The organism is Pseudomonas sp. R15(2017) (assembly GCF_002112685.1).
GTDB classification, from domain to species: Bacteria; Pseudomonadota; Gammaproteobacteria; order Pseudomonadales; family Pseudomonadaceae; genus Aquipseudomonas; species Aquipseudomonas glycinae.
On the sequence record NZ_NEII01000006.1, the window covers coordinates 201015 to 216333 of the forward strand.

Here is a 15319-nt window from a genome sequence, read left to right on the forward strand (position 1 = left end):
CGGTAAAGCCTTCCAACAATGAAAAACAGTTGCCTGGCCGGATTGGCAACCCGAGGAGTAAGCACTAGAGTATGCGCGCGCAAAACGGGCTTGAGCCGTTCGCACATCGTTGTCGCGTTTATTACGAGGACACCGATGCGGGCGGCATCGTGTATTACGTTAATTACCTCAAGTTTATGGAACGGGCTCGAACCGAGCGGCTCCGGGAGCTGGGCTTTGCCCAGTCGGCGCTGGCAGGGGAGGACCTGTTGTTCGTCGTGCATTCCAGCGAAGCGCGTTATCACGCGCCGGCGCGACTGGATGACGAGCTTCTGGTAAGCGCTGATGTAATCGAATTGAACCGTGCCAGCCTGCGCTTTCGACAGCAGGTCAGGCGGGCAACGGATAATGTGCTGCTCTGCGAAGGGCAGTTTCTGGTGGCCTGTGTGCGCACTAACAGTTTGAAACCCCGGGCCCTTCCCGAAGACCTGCGTGCGGCCTTTGCCGACGCGGTCGGCACGGGTACACACTCAAAGCAGGAGATAAAGCGTGGAAGCTAACGTCGTCGACCATTCCTCCATGTGGAGCCTGGTCAGCAATGCCAGCATCGTGGTGCAGTTGGTAATGTTGACTCTGGTGGCCGCATCGGTGACCTCATGGATCATGATCTTTCAGCGCAGCAATCTGATACGCGCCGGTCGACGTGCCCTCGAGAGCTTCGAGGAGCGATTCTGGTCGGGTATCGACCTGTCCAAACTCTACCGTCAGGCCGGCAGCAACCCGGATCCGGATTCCGGCGTCGAGCAGATTTTCCGTGCCGGCTTCAAGGAATTCTCCCGTCTGCGTCAGCAGCCAGGTGTCGACCCTGAAGCGGTGATGGAAGGTGTGGCTCGCGCCATGCGTGTCGCCATCTCCCGTGAGGAAGAGAAACTCGAGCAGAGCCTGCCGTTCCTCGCCACCGTAGGTTCCGTCAGCCCGTATATCGGTCTGTTCGGTACCGTCTGGGGGATCATGAACTCCTTCCGTGGTCTGGCCAGTGCCCAGCAGGCCACTCTGGCCACCGTCGCACCCGGCATCGCCGAAGCCCTGATCGCCACCGCGATCGGTCTGTTCGCCGCGATCCCGGCCGTTATTGCTTACAACCGTTTCTCTGCCCGCAGCGAAACCTTGCTGAGCCGCTACTACACCTTCGCCGATGAGTTCCAGGCGATCCTGCACCGCAAAGTGCACACCAGCGAAGAATAAGCAGGTATTTCCCGATGGCTTTAATCACTCGAGCCCGACACAAGCGCAAGCCGGTCGCCGAGATGAACGTAGTGCCTTACATCGACGTGATGCTGGTGCTGCTGGTCATCTTCATGGTGACTGCGCCGATGCTCAATCAGGGCGTGAAAGTGGATCTGCCCAAGGTTTCCAGTGAAGCCTTGCCGCAGGACAACAACACCCAGGTGCTGACCATTTCGATCAAGTCGGACAAGACCTACTACTGGAACCTTGGCAGCGAAGTCGACACCGAGAAGCAGCAGGACCGGGCCATGACCCTGCCACAGATGACCGACGCGGTGACCAAGATCATTCGCGCCGGTACTGAAGGGGGCAAGCGTACCCAGGTGTTCATCCGTGGCGACAAGTCCGTCGATTATGGCTCCGTCATGGGCGCCATGGGCGGGTTGCAGAAAGCCGGGGTCGGTAACGTTGGCTTGATCACCGAGGCGCCCTGATGCAGCAACAGCGAGAGCCGTCCGCCTCGGAAAGCTACTTCTGGCCCAGTGTCTGGGCGATTGGCTTGCACGTGCTGGTGTTCGGCATGCTGTTCGTCAGTTTCGCCCTGACTCCGGAGTTGCCGCCGGCCAAGCCGATTGTCCAGGCGACCCTGTACCAGCTGAAATCGAAAAGTCAGGCAACCACCCAGACCAATCAGAAGATTGCGGGTGAGGCGAAGAAATCCGCCGCGCGCCAGACCGAAGTCGAGCAGATGGAGCAGAAAAAGGTCGAGCAGGAAGCGGTGAAGGCTGCGGAACAAAAGAAAGAAGAAGCGGCTCAAAAGGCCGAGGAAGCCAAGAAGGCCGATGAGGCGAAGAAAGCGGACGAGGCGAAGAAGGCTGATGAAGCCAAGAAAGCCGACGACGCCAAGAAAGCCGCCGAAGCCAAGAAGGCAGAAGAGAAACAATTGGCTGATATAGCCAAGAAGAAAGCCGAAGAAGAAGCCAAGAAGGCTGCTGAAGAAGAGGCCAAGAAAGCGGCCGCTGAAGAAGCCAAGAAGAAGATCGTCGAAGACGCGAAGAAGAAAGCCGCCGAAGACGCCAAGAAGAAAGCTGAAGCTGAAGAGGCGAAGAAGAAAGTCGCCGAAGACGCGAAGAAGAAAGCTGCTGCCGATGCTGCGAAGAAGAAAGCGCAGGAAGCGGCACGTAAATCCGCCGAAGACAAAAAGGCTCAGGCCCTGGCAGATTTGCTTTCCGACACGCCGCAGCGCCAGCAGGCCTTGGCCGATGAGCAGGGCGATGAAGTCGCGGGCAGTTTCGATGACCTGATTCGTGCGCGGGCAGCGGAAGGCTGGGCACGTCCACCTTCGGCACGCAAAGGCATGACGGTTGTGCTGCAGATCGGCATGTTGCCGGACGGTACGGTGACTTCGGTCAGCGTGGCCAAGTCCAGTGGCGACGGTCCGTTCGATGCGTCGGCAGTGGCAGCGGTCAAGAATATTGGACGTTTGACGGAAATGCAGGGAATGAAGCCGAGCGATTTCGCTCCGTATCGTTCATTCAAGATGACATTCACACCTGAGGATCTAGCCTTGTGAGAAACCTTCTTCGAGGAATGCTGGTCGTGATCTGCTGCATGGCAGGGATCGCGATGGCGGATGAAAAGAACATTCTGGTCACCAGCGGCAGCGATCGGGCAACGCCGATCGCCGTCGTACCGTTCGGTTTCCAGGGCGGTGCCGTCCTGCCGGATGACATGGCTGAAATCATTGGTAACGATTTGCGCAACTCGGGCTATTACTCGCCGATTCCAAAGCAAAACATGATCAGCCAGCCAAGCCAGCCGAGCGAAATCATCTTCCGTGACTGGAAGGCGGTGGGCGCGCAATACATGATGGTCGGCAGCATCGTGCCGGCCGGCGGCCGTCTGCAGGTGCAGTGGGCTCTATTCAACGTCGCCACCGAACAGAAAGTGGCTGACGGCAGTGTGTCCGGTACCACCGAACAGCTGCGTGACATGGCGCACTACATCTCCGACCAGTCGTTCGAAAAACTGACCGGTATTAAGGGTGCATTCTCGACTCGCCTGCTGTACGTCACAGCCGAGCGTTTCTCCGAGAAGAACACCCGCTACACCCTGCAGCGTTCGGACTATGACGGCGCCCGCGCCGTGACCCTGCTGCAATCGCGCGAGCCGATCCTGTCGCCGCGTTTTGCACCGGACGGCAAGCGTATCGCCTACGTGTCGTTCGAACAGAAGCGTCCGCGCATCTTCATGCAGAACATCGACACCGGTCGCCGCGAGCAGATCACCAACTTCGAAGGCCTGAACGGCGCGCCAGCCTGGTCGCCGGACGGCAATCGCCTGGCGTTCGTGCTGTCGAAAGACGGTAACCCGGACATCTACGTGATGAACCTCGGTTCGCGTCAGATCACCCGTGTGACTGCAGGTCCTGGCATCAACACCGAACCGTACTGGGGCAAGGATGGTTCGACCATCTACTTCACCTCCGACCGTGGCGGCAAACCGCAGATCTACAAGACCAGCGCTGGTGGCGGCGGTGCCGAGCGTGTGACGTTCGTGGGCAACTACAACGCCAACCCTAAGCTTTCGGCGGATGAAAAGACCCTGGTGATGATCCATCGTCAGGACGGTTTCACCAATTTCAAAGTGGCGGCTCAGGATTTGCAGCGCGGAAGTGTAAAAATCCTCACTGATAGCACTCTGGACGAGTCGCCTACTGTTGCGCCCAACGGCACCATGGTAATCTACGCCACCCGCCAGCAGGGCCGGGGAGTCTTGATGCTCGTGTCCATTAATGGACGCGTGAGGCTCCCGCTTCCTACCGCTCAAGGCGAAGTCAGAGAACCGTCCTGGTCCCCTTACCTGAACTGACGCGGCGCTTTACGTTTTACTTAACACACTGGGGTTCATTAGGAGTTTCACGATGGAAATGCTGAAGTTTGGTAAATTTGCTGCGCTGGCTCTGGCCATGGCTGTAGCTGTAGGTTGCTCGTCCAAAGGCGGCGACAACGCCGGTGAAGGCGCTGTTGATCCAAACGCTGGTTACGGCGCAAACACTGGTGCAGTTGACGGTTCCCTGAGCGAAGAAGCTGCTCTGCGCGCAATCACCACCTTCTACTTCGAATACGACAGCTCGGACCTGAAGCCAGAAGCCATGCGCGCTCTGGACGTTCACGCCAAAGACCTGAAAGCAAACGGCGCTCGCGTTGTTCTGGAAGGCAACACCGACGAACGTGGTACTCGTGAGTACAACATGGCACTGGGCGAGCGTCGTGCGAAAGCCGTTCAGCGCTACCTGGTACTGCAAGGTGTTTCCCCAGCTCAGCTGGAACTGGTTTCCTACGGCGAAGAGCGTCCAGTTGCTACCGGCAACGACGAGCAGTCCTGGGCTCAAAACCGTCGCGTCGAACTGCGTAAGTAATTCGATATGCGAACGTGCCGTCGTGCTGTAACTGTTCTGGCTCTCAGCCTCGCGCCGCTTGCGGCGTGGGCTGCGGTTCCTGTGGTCGATGACAACTCCGGTTATAACAATAGCGGGAGCAGTTATCCGCCTGCAGGTTACGGTACGAACGGCGCCTATGCCGGGGGAGCGGCTTCGGCCCCTGCCTCGGCACAAGGCATGCTGTTCAACCAACTGCAACAAATGCAGGATCAACTGTCGCGCCAGCAAGGCGTGATCGAAGAACTGCAGAATCAGGTTTCGCGCATGAAGCAGGAATCCCTGGAGCGATACCAGGATCTTGATCGGCGCATAGGATCCGGCGTTGCACCTGCCGCGACTCCCGAGAATTCTTCTGCCGGTGGCGATGCAAGTGCTGCTGCCGGTGCCGCCGCTGGAGCCGGGGCCGCTGCGGCCGCCCAGGCACCTGCCGCGGGTGGCGAACCGGCTGATCCGGCCAAGGAAAAGCTGTATTACGATGCAGCTTTCGACTTGATCAAGGCCAAGGATTTCGACAAGGCCAGCCAGGCGTTTGCCGCTTTCCTGCGTAAATACCCGAACAGCCAATACGCGGGCAACGCCCAGTACTGGCTGGGTGAAGTGAACCTGGCCAAAGGTGATCTGCAAGGTGCAGGTCAGGCTTTCGCCAAGGTTTCGCAGCTGTATCCCAAGCACGCCAAAGTGCCGGATTCTTTGTACAAGCTGGCTGACGTAGAGCGCCGGCTCGGTCATACCGACAAGGTCAAAGGCATTCTGCAGCAGGTGGTGGCCCAATATCCGGGCACGTCCGCCGCGCAGTTGGCCCAGCGCGATCTGCAACGCATGTAACACCGTTTGACCCGTTTGGAAGAAACCCGCGCCTGTCGCGGGTTTTTTCGTTAGAATTCACGCCCTTTTATGAAACACGCTTCTGGTGATCTACGCGTTGGCGGGGTTGCCAGAGGTGCCTGACGGAGGCGGACAGCCTGTTTAGCTGTTACGCCCGTGGCGACTATGCAAGACACATTGAGAATTACCGAAGTTTTCTACTCGTTGCAGGGGGAAACGCGGACTGCCGGGCTGCCCACTGTTTTTGTGCGCCTGACCGGTTGCCCATTGCGTTGCCAATACTGCGACAGCGCCTACGCGTTCAGCGGTGGCACGATCCGTACCCTCGACGACATCCTCGAGCAAGTGGCCGGCTTTCGCCCGCGCTACGTCTGTGTCACGGGCGGTGAGCCGCTGGCACAACCCAATGCCATCCCTTTGCTCAAACAGTTGTGCGATGCCGGCTACGAAGTCTCGCTGGAAACCAGCGGCGCTCTCGATATCTCGGCGGTCGATCCGCGGGTCAGTCGGGTGGTCGACCTGAAGACGCCTGACTCCAAAGAAGCCCATCGCAACCGTTACGAGAACATCGAACTGCTGACGCCCAACGATCAGGTGAAGTTTGTCATCTGCTCGCGGGGCGACTACGACTGGGCAGTATCGAAGCTGATCCAGTACGGTCTTGAGCGACGTGCAGGTGAAGTGCTGTTTTCCCCAAGTCACCACGACCTGAACGCTCGGGATCTGGCGGACTGGGTGGTGGCGGATAACCTGCCAGTGCGCCTGCAACTGCAGCTGCATAAATATCTATGGAATGATGAGCCGGGGCGCTGAGATGACTGAACAACTGAACACTAGCCAAAAACGTGCGGTAATCCTGCTGTCCGGTGGTCTGGACTCGGCTACGGTCGTGGCCATGGCCCGCGCTGAAGGCTACGCCTGCTACACGATGAGTTTCGATTACGGTCAGCGTTCCCACGCCGAACTGCATGCCGCTGCTCGCGTTGCCCGCGATCTGGGCGTGGTCGAGCACAAGGTGATCGGCCTGAACCTGAACGGCATGGGCGGTTCGGCCCTGACCGACACCAGCATCGACATCCCGGAAGAGTTGGGCGAAGGCATCCCGGTGACTTACGTGCCGGCACGCAACACGGTTTTCCTGTCGCTGGCTCTGGGCTGGGCTGAAGTGCTCGGCGCCCGTGACATCTTTATCGGCGTCAATGCAGTGGATTACTCCGGTTACCCGGATTGCCGTCCCGAGTTCATCGAGTCGTTTGAGCGCATGGCCAATCTGGCGACCAAGGCTGGCGTCGAAGGCAATGGTTTTCGCATCCAGGCACCGCTGCAGAATCTGAGCAAGGCGCAGATCGTCCAGGCGGGCGTGAAGCTGGGTGTTGATTACGGGCTGACCGTTTCCTGCTATCAGGCTGACGATGACGGCCGTGCTTGCGGTAAATGCGACAGCTGCCGACTGCGTGCGGAAGGCTTCGCGGCGGCCGGAATCAGCGACCCGACACCTTATTTTTGATTTTTTTCAAATTAGGTGTTGAATAGTCCTTAAAAATCAGTATTATACGCGCCACCACACAGCGGGTCGTTAGCTCAGTTGGTAGAGCAGTTGGCTTTTAACCAATTGGTCGTAGGTTCGAATCCCACACGACCCACCATATTTGGCGGTTTAGAAAATCCGGAAGGCCCACGAAAGTGAGGATTTCCGGGTTTTTTTTTGCCTGCGATCCGGGCATCCCTCCCTTCGTTTCTTCCTGCCGTGACGCAGGTCAGAATCATCTTTTGTATCAACGGGATATTCTGTAGCCTTGCGCAGCTTCAATGCTGTCCGTGCCTGATAATACTCACTCTCCCGGCGGTACCCTCAAGCGGTCCGGAGCCGGGTGTATACTCGACTTTCGCGCGAACGCGCCTGCAGGTCTTGCGAACATGACGCAGATTTCCGAACGCCTTCTGGTACAAGCCCACCTCGACGCCAAGCAGCCCAAGCCGCTGACGGCCGAGGAAGAGGCTTACTACCGTTCCGCCATCGCCGCCGAGCTCAAGGCTCAGGACGCGGTGCTGGTTGCCCACTTTTATTGCGATCCGATCATTCAGGCCCTCGCCGAAGAAACCGGCGGTTGCGTTTCCGATTCCCTGGAAATGGCCCGCTTCGGCAACGCCCATCCGGCCAAGACCGTGGTGGTCGCCGGCGTGAAATTCATGGGCGAGACCGCGAAGATTCTCAACCCTGAAAAACGTGTGCTGATGCCGACCCTGGAAGCCACCTGCTCGCTGGATCTGGGTTGCCCGGTGGATGAGTTCTCGGCGTTCTGCGATCAGCATCCTGAACGCACCGTGGTGGTGTATGCCAACACCTCGGCCGCCGTCAAAGCCCGGGCCGACTGGGTGGTGACCTCCAGCTGCGCACTGGAAATCGTCGAGAGCCTGATGGACAACGGCGAAACCATCATCTGGGGGCCGGACAAGCACCTGGGCACCTACATCCAGCGTCAGACCGGCGCCGACATGCTGCTCTGGGATGGTGCATGCATCGTCCACGAAGAGTTCAAGTCCAAGCAGCTGGAAGACATGAAAGCGCTGTATCCGGACGCCGCCATTCTGGTGCACCCGGAGTCGCCGACCTCGGTGATCGAGTTGGCGGACGCCGTCGGTTCCACCAGTCAGCTGATTGCCGCCGCGCAATCGCTGCCGAACAAGACGCTGATCGTCGCCACCGATCGCGGAATCTTCTACAAGATGCAGCAGTTGTGCCCGGACAAGGTCTTCATCGAAGCGCCAACCGCCGGTAACGGCGCGGCATGCCGCAGTTGCGCACATTGCCCGTGGATGGCCATGAACACCCTTGAGCGCACGCTCAAGTGCCTGAAGGACGGCTCGAACGAGATCTTCGTCGACCCGGCCCTGATCCCGCAGGCGATTCGTCCGCTCAAGCGCATGCTCGATTTCACTCAGGCCGCGCGGATGAAACTGGCCGGCAACGCCTGACCTTGCGACGCAAACAAAAACGCCCCGATTGGATCGGGGCGTTTTTGCATCTGCGGATTTATTTTGCTTTCTTCGGAATTCGCACGAGCTGCGTGTCGGAGTAGATGTCATGCCAGGCGCGTTTCTGTTTGTCGAACAGTGACCAGAAGAACCCCAGGCCCAGGCAGAGCCACGATGCAATCGACACCATGAACCGCAGCAACGCCTGCCACAGGCTGATTGCAGTGCCATCAGCGTTCTGCACGCGAATGCCCCAGACCTGCATGCCCAGGGTCTGCCCGGCGTGAGTCCAGAACTTGGCGAAGAAACCAAACAGCACCAGCAGCAGCACCGTGGAGTAGAGAGGATCGCCATCCAGCTGCCCGGCGTCGGTCAGAACCCGCAGACGCTCCTCACCGATGATCGCGGCCTGGATCATCTTGTAGACGCCACCGGTCACGATCAGCAGGGCGGTGCACAGCAGAAAGTCATAAAACATCGCTGCCAGACGACGGCCCAGGCCGACGGCGGGGAAATCGCCCTGGGGGGTGAGCAGGTGTTTCGACATGGCAGCCTCTGGACGGAAAGTGAAGCGCCATTTTACGGATTTGCGCCCACAAAAAAGCCCCTGATATCAATATCAGGGGCTTTTTCGTTACAGAAATCAGGCTTCTGCGATGACTTCGTCAGCTTGCATGCCTTTCTGGCCCTGCACAGCAACGAAGGTCACTTTCTGGCCTTCTTTCAGGCTCTTGAAGCCGTTGCCCTGAATGGCGCGGAAATGCACGAACAGATCCGGACCGCTTTCTGGAGTGATAAAACCAAAACCTTTCTCGTCGTTAAACCACTTGACGGTACCGCTCTGACGTGTGGACATTTCTTATTTCCTTTGACGCATAAATTGATGACAGTCTCCTTCTCATGAAAGAGTACTGGGGCTGGTTGCAGGAGAGTAAGAAGACGTCGAACGGGATGTAGCTAACTTGTAGGCTACTGCCCAGGTCACGATTCCAAGCTGACCCATGCAAACACAGTGGACAAACTCTACGCCAACTACGGGAGAAAAAACAAGCCCCGCGAAGGCCCCGGTTTTCCTGCGCTTGCTGGCACTTAGTCGATTCACTAGTCCGGCTTATTCGATTGGCTTGTTCAATTGTTTTCGAACGTTATAAGCCAAGTTCATATTCGAATCGAATGTAAACAGAGTGCACTGTTTTATGGCGATTGCGTTACACATTAGTGCACGCATAACGCAATCCCGTTACTTATAGAAACAGTCAATCAACCGCGATAGTAGCGTTGTGGAACAAATGGCATTTTGCTTACAAGCAATGGCACCCTTTTCCCACGAACAATCGCCCAGACTGGCGTATCGAGTGCGACGTAGGCGCTGTCCAGGTAACCCATGGCCAACGGACCGCCCAGGGTCGGGCCGAAACCGCCACTGCACACGCTGCCGATGATCTCGCCCGATTCGTTGACGATCTCTGCACCTTCTCGGACCGGCGTACGCTCTTGCGGCAGCAGGCCGACGCGTTTGCGCGACACGCCGTTTTGCTGTTGAGCGAAGACTTGCTCCGCACCCGGGAAACCACCGGCGCGCGAACCATCGGCACGCCGAGGTTTGGAGATTGCCCACAGCAGGCTGGCTTCGAACGGGGTGGTCTCGGTGTTCATGTCGTGGCCGTACAGGCACAGGCCGGCTTCCAGGCGCAGCGAGTCACGGGCGCCGAGGCCGATGGCGGCGACTTCCGGTTCGGCCAGCAGGGCGCGGGCGAGTTTTTCCGCGTCGACTGCCGGAACCGAGATTTCGAAACCGTCTTCACCGGTGTAGCCCGAACGGCTGACAAAGCAGTCAACGCCCAGTAGCTTCACGCGAGTGAATTGCATGAAAGTCATTTTCGCCACTTCCGGTGCCAGGCGTGCCAGCACGGTCACGGCGGCGGGGCCTTGCAGGGCGAGCAGGGCGCGTTCTTCGAACAGTTGCTCGATCTTGCACTGGTCGCCGATGTGTTTTTGCAGATGGGCCAGATCCTGGTCCTTGCACGCGGCGTTGACCACCAGGAACAGTTCGTCGTTGCCGAGGTTGGCGACCATCAGGTCATCGAGAATACCGCCGGTTTTGTTGGTGAACATCGCGTAGCGCTGCATGCCCACCGGCAGGTCAATGATGTCCACCGGCACCAGGGTTTCCAGGGCTTTGGCGGCATTGGCGCCGGTCAGGCGGATCTGGCCCATGTGCGAGACATCGAACAGCCCGGCCTGCTCACGGGTGTGCTGGTGTTCTTTCATCACGCCCAGCGGGTATTGCACCGGCATGTCGTAGCCGGCGAACGGCACCATGCGGGCGCCGAGTTCGATGTGCAGAGCGTGCAGCGGGGTTTTCGACAATTGTTCGGTGGACATGCGGAACTCCTTGATTCACACCAACCCTCTCCCGCAGGGAGAGGGGGCTAATTAACACTCGATAATGTTGACCGCCAGACCGCCACGGGCGGTCTCCTTGTATTTGCTTTTCATGTCGGCGCCGGTCTGGCGCATGGTGCGGATGACCTTGTCGAGGGAGACGAAATGCTGCCCGTCTCCGCGCATGGCCATGCGCACGGCGTTGATCGCCTTGACCGAGCCCATGGCGTTGCGCTCGATGCACGGCACCTGAACCAGCCCGCCGATCGGATCGCAGGTCAGGCCGAGGTTGTGTTCCATGCCGATTTCGGCGGCGTTTTCCACTTGCTGCACGCTGCCACCGAGGACTTCGCACAACGCCCCGGCCGCCATCGAACAGGCCACGCCGACCTCGCCCTGACAGCCGACTTCGGCGCCGGAAATCGAGGCGTTTTCCTTGTACAGAATGCCGATGGCCGCGGCGGTGAGCAGGAAACGCACCACGCCGTCATCGTTCGCGCCGGGAATGAAGCGCATGTAGTAATGCAGCACCGCAGGAATGATCCCCGCCGCGCCGTTGGTCGGTGCCGTGACCACGCGCCCGCCGTTGGCGTTTTCTTCGTTGACGGCCAGAGCGTAGAGGTTCACCCAGTCCAGCACCGACAGCGGATCGCGCAGCGACGATTCCGGGTTCTTGCACAGTTGCCGGTGCAACGCCGCCGCCCGCCGCTTGACCTTCAGGCCACCCGGCAAAATGCCTTCGTTGCGACAGCCGGCGGCCACGCAGTCCTGCATCACTTGCCAGATTTTCAGCAGGCCGGCGCGGGTTTCCGCCTCCGGGCGCCAGGCGCTTTCGTTGGTCAGCATCACCTGACTGATCGACAGACCGTAGGTAGTGCAGTGGCCAAGCAAGTCCTTGGCGCTCTTGAACGGGAAGGTCAGCGCGGTGGCATCTTCGACAATGCGGTCGGCGCCGGCCGCATCTTCGTCGACCACAAAACCACCGCCGACCGAGTAGTACTCGCGGCTGCGGATCTGTAATCCCGCCGCATCGAAGGCGCGGAAGATCATGCCGTTGGGGTGATAGGCCAACGGTTTGCGGATCATTGCCAGGTGTTCTTTCTCGTTGAACGCAATGCTGTGTTCACCGAGCAGGTTTAAACGCCCGTTGCCACGGATCTCCGAGAGACGGGTGGCGACGGTTTCGGTATCCACGGTGTCCGGGTGTTCACCTTCCAGACCCAGCAGCACGGCCTTGTCGCTGCCGTGGCCCTTGCCGGTGGCGCCGAGGGATCCATACAACTCGACCCTGACGCTGGTGGTGGCCGACAACAGGTTTTCCCGGCGCAGGCCTTCGACGAAGCGCGCAGCTGCGCGCATCGGGCCGACGGTGTGGGAGCTGGAGGGTCCGATGCCAATCTTGAACAGGTCGAACACGCTTAACGACATGGTTGTTCTCCGGTTTCTTGTTATAGGAATTGGCGGGATATCAGGCTTGATGCATTTCCTTGTGGGAGCTGGCTTGCCAGCGATGGCGGTGTGTCAGGCAATGGAAGTGGAGACTGATCCACCCTCATCGCTGGCAAGCCAGCTCCCACAGGTTTTGCGGTGTTGTTGGAAGTGGGGGCAGATGATTGCCCCCATTCGTTTAAGCGTAGCTTTCGATCGACGGGCAGGCGCAGACCAGGTTGCGGTCGCCGAACACGTTGTCGACGCGACCGACCGGCGGCCAGTACTTGCCTTCGATCAACGACGCCACCGGGTACACCGCTTGTTCGCGGCTGTACGGGTGAGTCCACTCGCCGACCAGCTCTGCCGCAGTGTGCGGAGCGTTCTTCAGCGGGTTGTCGTCCTTGTCCAGCGTGCCGTTTTCCACCGCGCGGATTTCTTCGCGGATGCGGATCATGGCGTCGCAGAAACGGTCCAGCTCTTCCTTGGATTCACTTTCGGTCGGCTCGATCATCAGCGTGCCGGCCACCGGGAACGACATGGTCGGGGCGTGGAAGCCGAAGTCGATCAGACGCTTGGCGACGTCATCGACGCTGATGCCGCTGCTGTCTTTCAGCGGGCGCAGATCGAGGATGCACTCGTGCGCCACCAGACCGTTGCTGCCGGTGTACAGCACTGGGTAGTGCTCTTCCAGGCGACGGGAAATGTAGTTGGCATTGAGGATCGCCAGTTGCGAAGCGCGCTTTAGACCTGCACCACCCATCATGCGAATGTACATCCAGGTGATCGGCAGAATGCTCGCGCTGCCGAACGGTGCTGCGCAGACCGCGCCTTCCTTGCGCTCCATCTGGCCGTGGCCCGGCAGGAACGGAGTCAGGTGCGATTTCACGCCGATCGGGCCGACGCCCGGGCCGCCACCGCCGTGGGGGATGCAGAAGGTCTTGTGCAGGTTCAGGTGCGAGACGTCGCCGCCGAACTTGCCCGGTGCGCAGAGGCCGACCATCGCGTTCATGTTGGCGCCGTCGATGTACACCTGGCCGCCGTTGTCATGAATGATGCCGCAGATTTCGCGGATGCCTTCTTCGAACACGCCGTGGGTCGACGGGTAGGTGATCATCAGCGCCGCGAGGTGTTCGCGGTGCTCGATGGCCTTGGCGCGCAGGTCTTCGATGTCCACGTTGCCACGGGCGTCGCACGCGGTCACGACCACGCGCATGCCGGCCATGTTGGCGGTCGCCGGGTTGGTGCCGTGGGCGGACGACGGGATCAGGCAGATGTCGCGACGGTCTTCGCCACGGCTCTGGTGGTAGGCGCGAATCGCCAGCAGACCTGCGTACTCACCCTGAGAGCCGGCGTTCGGTTGCAGGGAGATCGAGTCGTAACCGGTGGCAGCGCAGAGCATTGCTTCCAGTTCGTCGGTCAGTTGCTGGTAACCGGCGCTTTGCTCGGCGGGGGCGAACGGGTGCAGGGCGCCGAATTCGGCCCAGGTCACCGGGATCATTTCGCTGGCGGCGTTGAGTTTCATGGTGCACGAGCCCAGCGGGATCATGGTGCGATCCAGCGCCAGATCCTTGTCCGCCAGTTTGCGCAGGTAGCGCATCAGCTCGGTTTCCGAGTGATAGCGGTTGAACACCGGGTGGCTGAGGATCGGCGACTGACGCACCAGCGAAGCCGGAATCGTGCTTTGCGCGGCAGCGGCCAGCGCAGCGAAATCCGGCAGGGTCTTGCCGTCGGCGAACAGGCCCCACAGGGTTTCGATGTCGGCCTGGGTGGTGGTTTCGTCGACCGACAGGCCCAGACGTTGAGCGTCGATCACGCGCAGGTTGATCTGTTGGGCGCGAGCCTTGTCGTGCAGCGCGGCGGTTTGTGCGCCGGTGGCCAGGGTCAGGGTGTCGAAGAAGCTGGCTTGCTCGACGGTCACGCCCAGTGCGCTCAGGCCCTTGGCCAGAATCGCGGTCAGGTGATGCACGCGGTTGGCAATCTGGGTCAGGCCTTTAGGGCCGTGGTACACGGCGTACATGCTGGCGATGTTGGCCAGCAGCACTTGTGCGGTGCAGATGTTCGACGTGGCTTTCTCGCGGCGGATGTGTTGCTCGCGGGTTTGCATCGCCAGACGCAGGGCCGGTTTGCCGAAACGGTCAACCGAGACACCGACCAGACGGCCCGGCATGTCGCGCTTGAACGCATCTTTGGTGGAGAAGTAAGCCGCGTGCGGGCCACCGAAGCCCAGCGGCACGCCGAAGCGCTGCGCGCTGCCGATGGCCACGTCGGCGCCGAACTCGCCCGGAGGGGTCAGCAGGGTCAGAGCCAGCAGGTCAGCGGCCACGGCCACCAGTGCGTTGGCAGCGTGGAAGCGTTCGGTCAGTTCGCGATAGTCGAATACATCGCCGTTGCTGGCCGGGTATTGCAGCAGCGCGCCGAAGAACGGTGTGACGTCGGTCAGCTCGCGCTCATCGCCCACGACCACGTCGATGCCCAGCGGCTCGGCACGGGTGCGCAGCACGTCGAGGGTTTGCGGGTGGCTGTGGATCGAGGCGAAGAACTGGTGGCTGCCCTTGTTCTTGCTCAGGCGTTTGCAGAAGGTCATGGCTTCGGCAGCGGCGGTGGCTTCGTCGAGCAGGGAGGCGTTGGCGATCGGCAGGCCGGTGAGGTCGCTGATCAGGGTCTGGAAGTTCAGCAGCGCTTCGAGACGGCCCTGGGAAATCTCCGGCTGGTACGGAGTGTAAGCGGTGTACCAGGCCGGGTTTTCCAGCAGGTTGCGCAGGATCGGCGACGGCGTGTGGCAGTTGTAGTAACCCTGGCCGATGTAGGTCTTGAACAATTGGTTCTTGCCGGCGATGCCTTTGATCATCGCCAGGGCATCGGCTTCGCTCAGGCCGTCATCCAGACCGAGCACACTGGTGCCCTTGATGCTTTCCGGGATGACGCTGGCGCTCAGGGCTTCGAGCGAGTCGAAGCCGAGGCTGTTGAGCATGGCTTGCTCGTCACCGGCGCGCGGGCCGATGTGACGGGCGATGAATTCGTTGGCGGTGCCGAGATTTACTTGGGTCATGTCAG

15 protein-coding genes and 1 tRNA gene are annotated in these 15319 nt (G+C 60.0%); 11 read left to right on the plus strand and 5 right to left on the minus strand.

Features of this window, described 5'->3' with window-relative positions; all coding sequences use genetic code 11:
- Positions 1-71 precede the first annotated feature (71 nt).
- The 11 genes from ybgC to nadA all read left to right on the plus strand — a co-directional run bounded on the left by ybgC (position 72) and on the right by nadA (position 8449).
- Positions 72-539, plus strand: a complete 468-nt coding sequence (gene ybgC / locus CAF77_RS14400; protein ID WP_007951203.1) for a tol-pal system-associated acyl-CoA thioesterase — start codon at positions 72-74, stop codon at positions 537-539.
- Positions 529-1224: a protein TolQ gene (gene tolQ, locus CAF77_RS14405; protein ID WP_039766018.1), complete on the plus strand. Its 696-nt coding sequence runs from the start codon at positions 529-531 to the stop codon at positions 1222-1224. Before ybgC ends, tolQ begins: the two co-directional genes overlap by 11 nt.
- Positions 1225-1247: 23 nt before the next feature.
- Complete coding sequence (gene tolR, locus CAF77_RS14410; protein WP_162130475.1) at positions 1248-1700, plus strand: protein TolR; 453 nt, start codon at positions 1248-1250, stop codon at positions 1698-1700.
- A complete protein-coding gene (tolA, locus tag CAF77_RS14415) occupies positions 1700-2779 on the plus strand; it encodes a cell envelope integrity protein TolA (protein ID WP_064383749.1) in 1080 nt (359 codons plus the stop codon). The genes tolR and tolA overlap by 1 nt, the downstream gene beginning before the upstream one ends.
- A 17-nt stretch (positions 2780-2796) precedes the next feature.
- Complete coding sequence (gene tolB, locus CAF77_RS14420; RefSeq protein WP_166742344.1) at positions 2797-4077, plus strand: Tol-Pal system beta propeller repeat protein TolB; 1281 nt, start codon at positions 2797-2799, stop codon at positions 4075-4077.
- A 52-nt stretch (positions 4078-4129) separates the two neighbouring features.
- Positions 4130-4627: a peptidoglycan-associated lipoprotein Pal gene (gene pal, locus CAF77_RS14425; RefSeq protein WP_003178634.1), complete on the plus strand. Its 498-nt coding sequence runs from the start codon at positions 4130-4132 to the stop codon at positions 4625-4627.
- Between the two features lie 6 nt (positions 4628-4633).
- Positions 4634-5473 (plus strand): tol-pal system protein YbgF, encoded by an 840-nt coding sequence (ybgF, locus tag CAF77_RS14430; RefSeq protein WP_011335639.1) that lies wholly within the window; start codon positions 4634-4636, stop codon positions 5471-5473.
- Positions 5474-5638: 165 nt separating this feature from the next.
- Positions 5639-6286, plus strand: coding sequence for a 7-carboxy-7-deazaguanine synthase QueE (gene queE, locus CAF77_RS14435; RefSeq protein ID WP_085654829.1), 648 nt, complete (start codon positions 5639-5641; stop codon positions 6284-6286).
- A gap of 1 nt (position 6287) precedes the next feature.
- Positions 6288-6980, plus strand: coding sequence for a 7-cyano-7-deazaguanine synthase QueC (gene queC / locus CAF77_RS14440; protein WP_007951197.1), 693 nt, complete (start codon positions 6288-6290; stop codon positions 6978-6980).
- Between the two features lie 63 nt (positions 6981-7043).
- Positions 7044-7119 (plus strand) — tRNA-Lys (locus CAF77_RS14445).
- Positions 7120-7390: 271 nt separating this feature from the next.
- On the plus strand, positions 7391-8449 hold the full coding sequence (gene nadA / locus CAF77_RS14450; protein ID WP_064383746.1) for a quinolinate synthase NadA: 1059 nt from the start codon (positions 7391-7393) through the stop codon (positions 8447-8449).
- Between the two features lie 58 nt (positions 8450-8507).
- On the opposite strand, the gene CAF77_RS14455 is transcribed toward nadA, so the two are convergent.
- From CAF77_RS14455 to gcvP, 5 genes are all read right to left on the minus strand, one after another.
- Positions 8508-8996: an RDD family protein gene (locus CAF77_RS14455; protein WP_007951195.1), complete on the minus strand. Its 489-nt coding sequence runs from the start codon at positions 8994-8996 to the stop codon at positions 8508-8510.
- A 96-nt stretch (positions 8997-9092) separates the two neighbouring features.
- Complete coding sequence (locus CAF77_RS14460) at positions 9093-9305, minus strand: cold-shock protein (protein WP_007951194.1); 213 nt, start codon at positions 9303-9305, stop codon at positions 9093-9095.
- A gap of 404 nt (positions 9306-9709) precedes the next feature.
- Positions 9710-10834: a glycine cleavage system aminomethyltransferase GcvT gene (gene gcvT, locus CAF77_RS14465; RefSeq protein WP_085654831.1), complete on the minus strand. Its 1125-nt coding sequence runs from the start codon at positions 10832-10834 to the stop codon at positions 9710-9712.
- Positions 10835-10885: 51 nt separating this feature from the next.
- Positions 10886-12262 (minus strand): L-serine ammonia-lyase, encoded by a 1377-nt coding sequence (locus CAF77_RS14470; RefSeq protein ID WP_064383744.1) that lies wholly within the window; start codon positions 12260-12262, stop codon positions 10886-10888.
- 199 nt (positions 12263-12461) lie between these two features.
- Positions 12462-15314 carry an aminomethyl-transferring glycine dehydrogenase gene (gene gcvP / locus CAF77_RS14475; protein WP_064383743.1) on the minus strand — a complete coding sequence of 951 codons (2853 nt, stop codon included), beginning with the start codon at positions 15312-15314 and terminating at the stop codon, positions 12462-12464.
- Positions 15315-15319 lie beyond the last annotated feature (5 nt).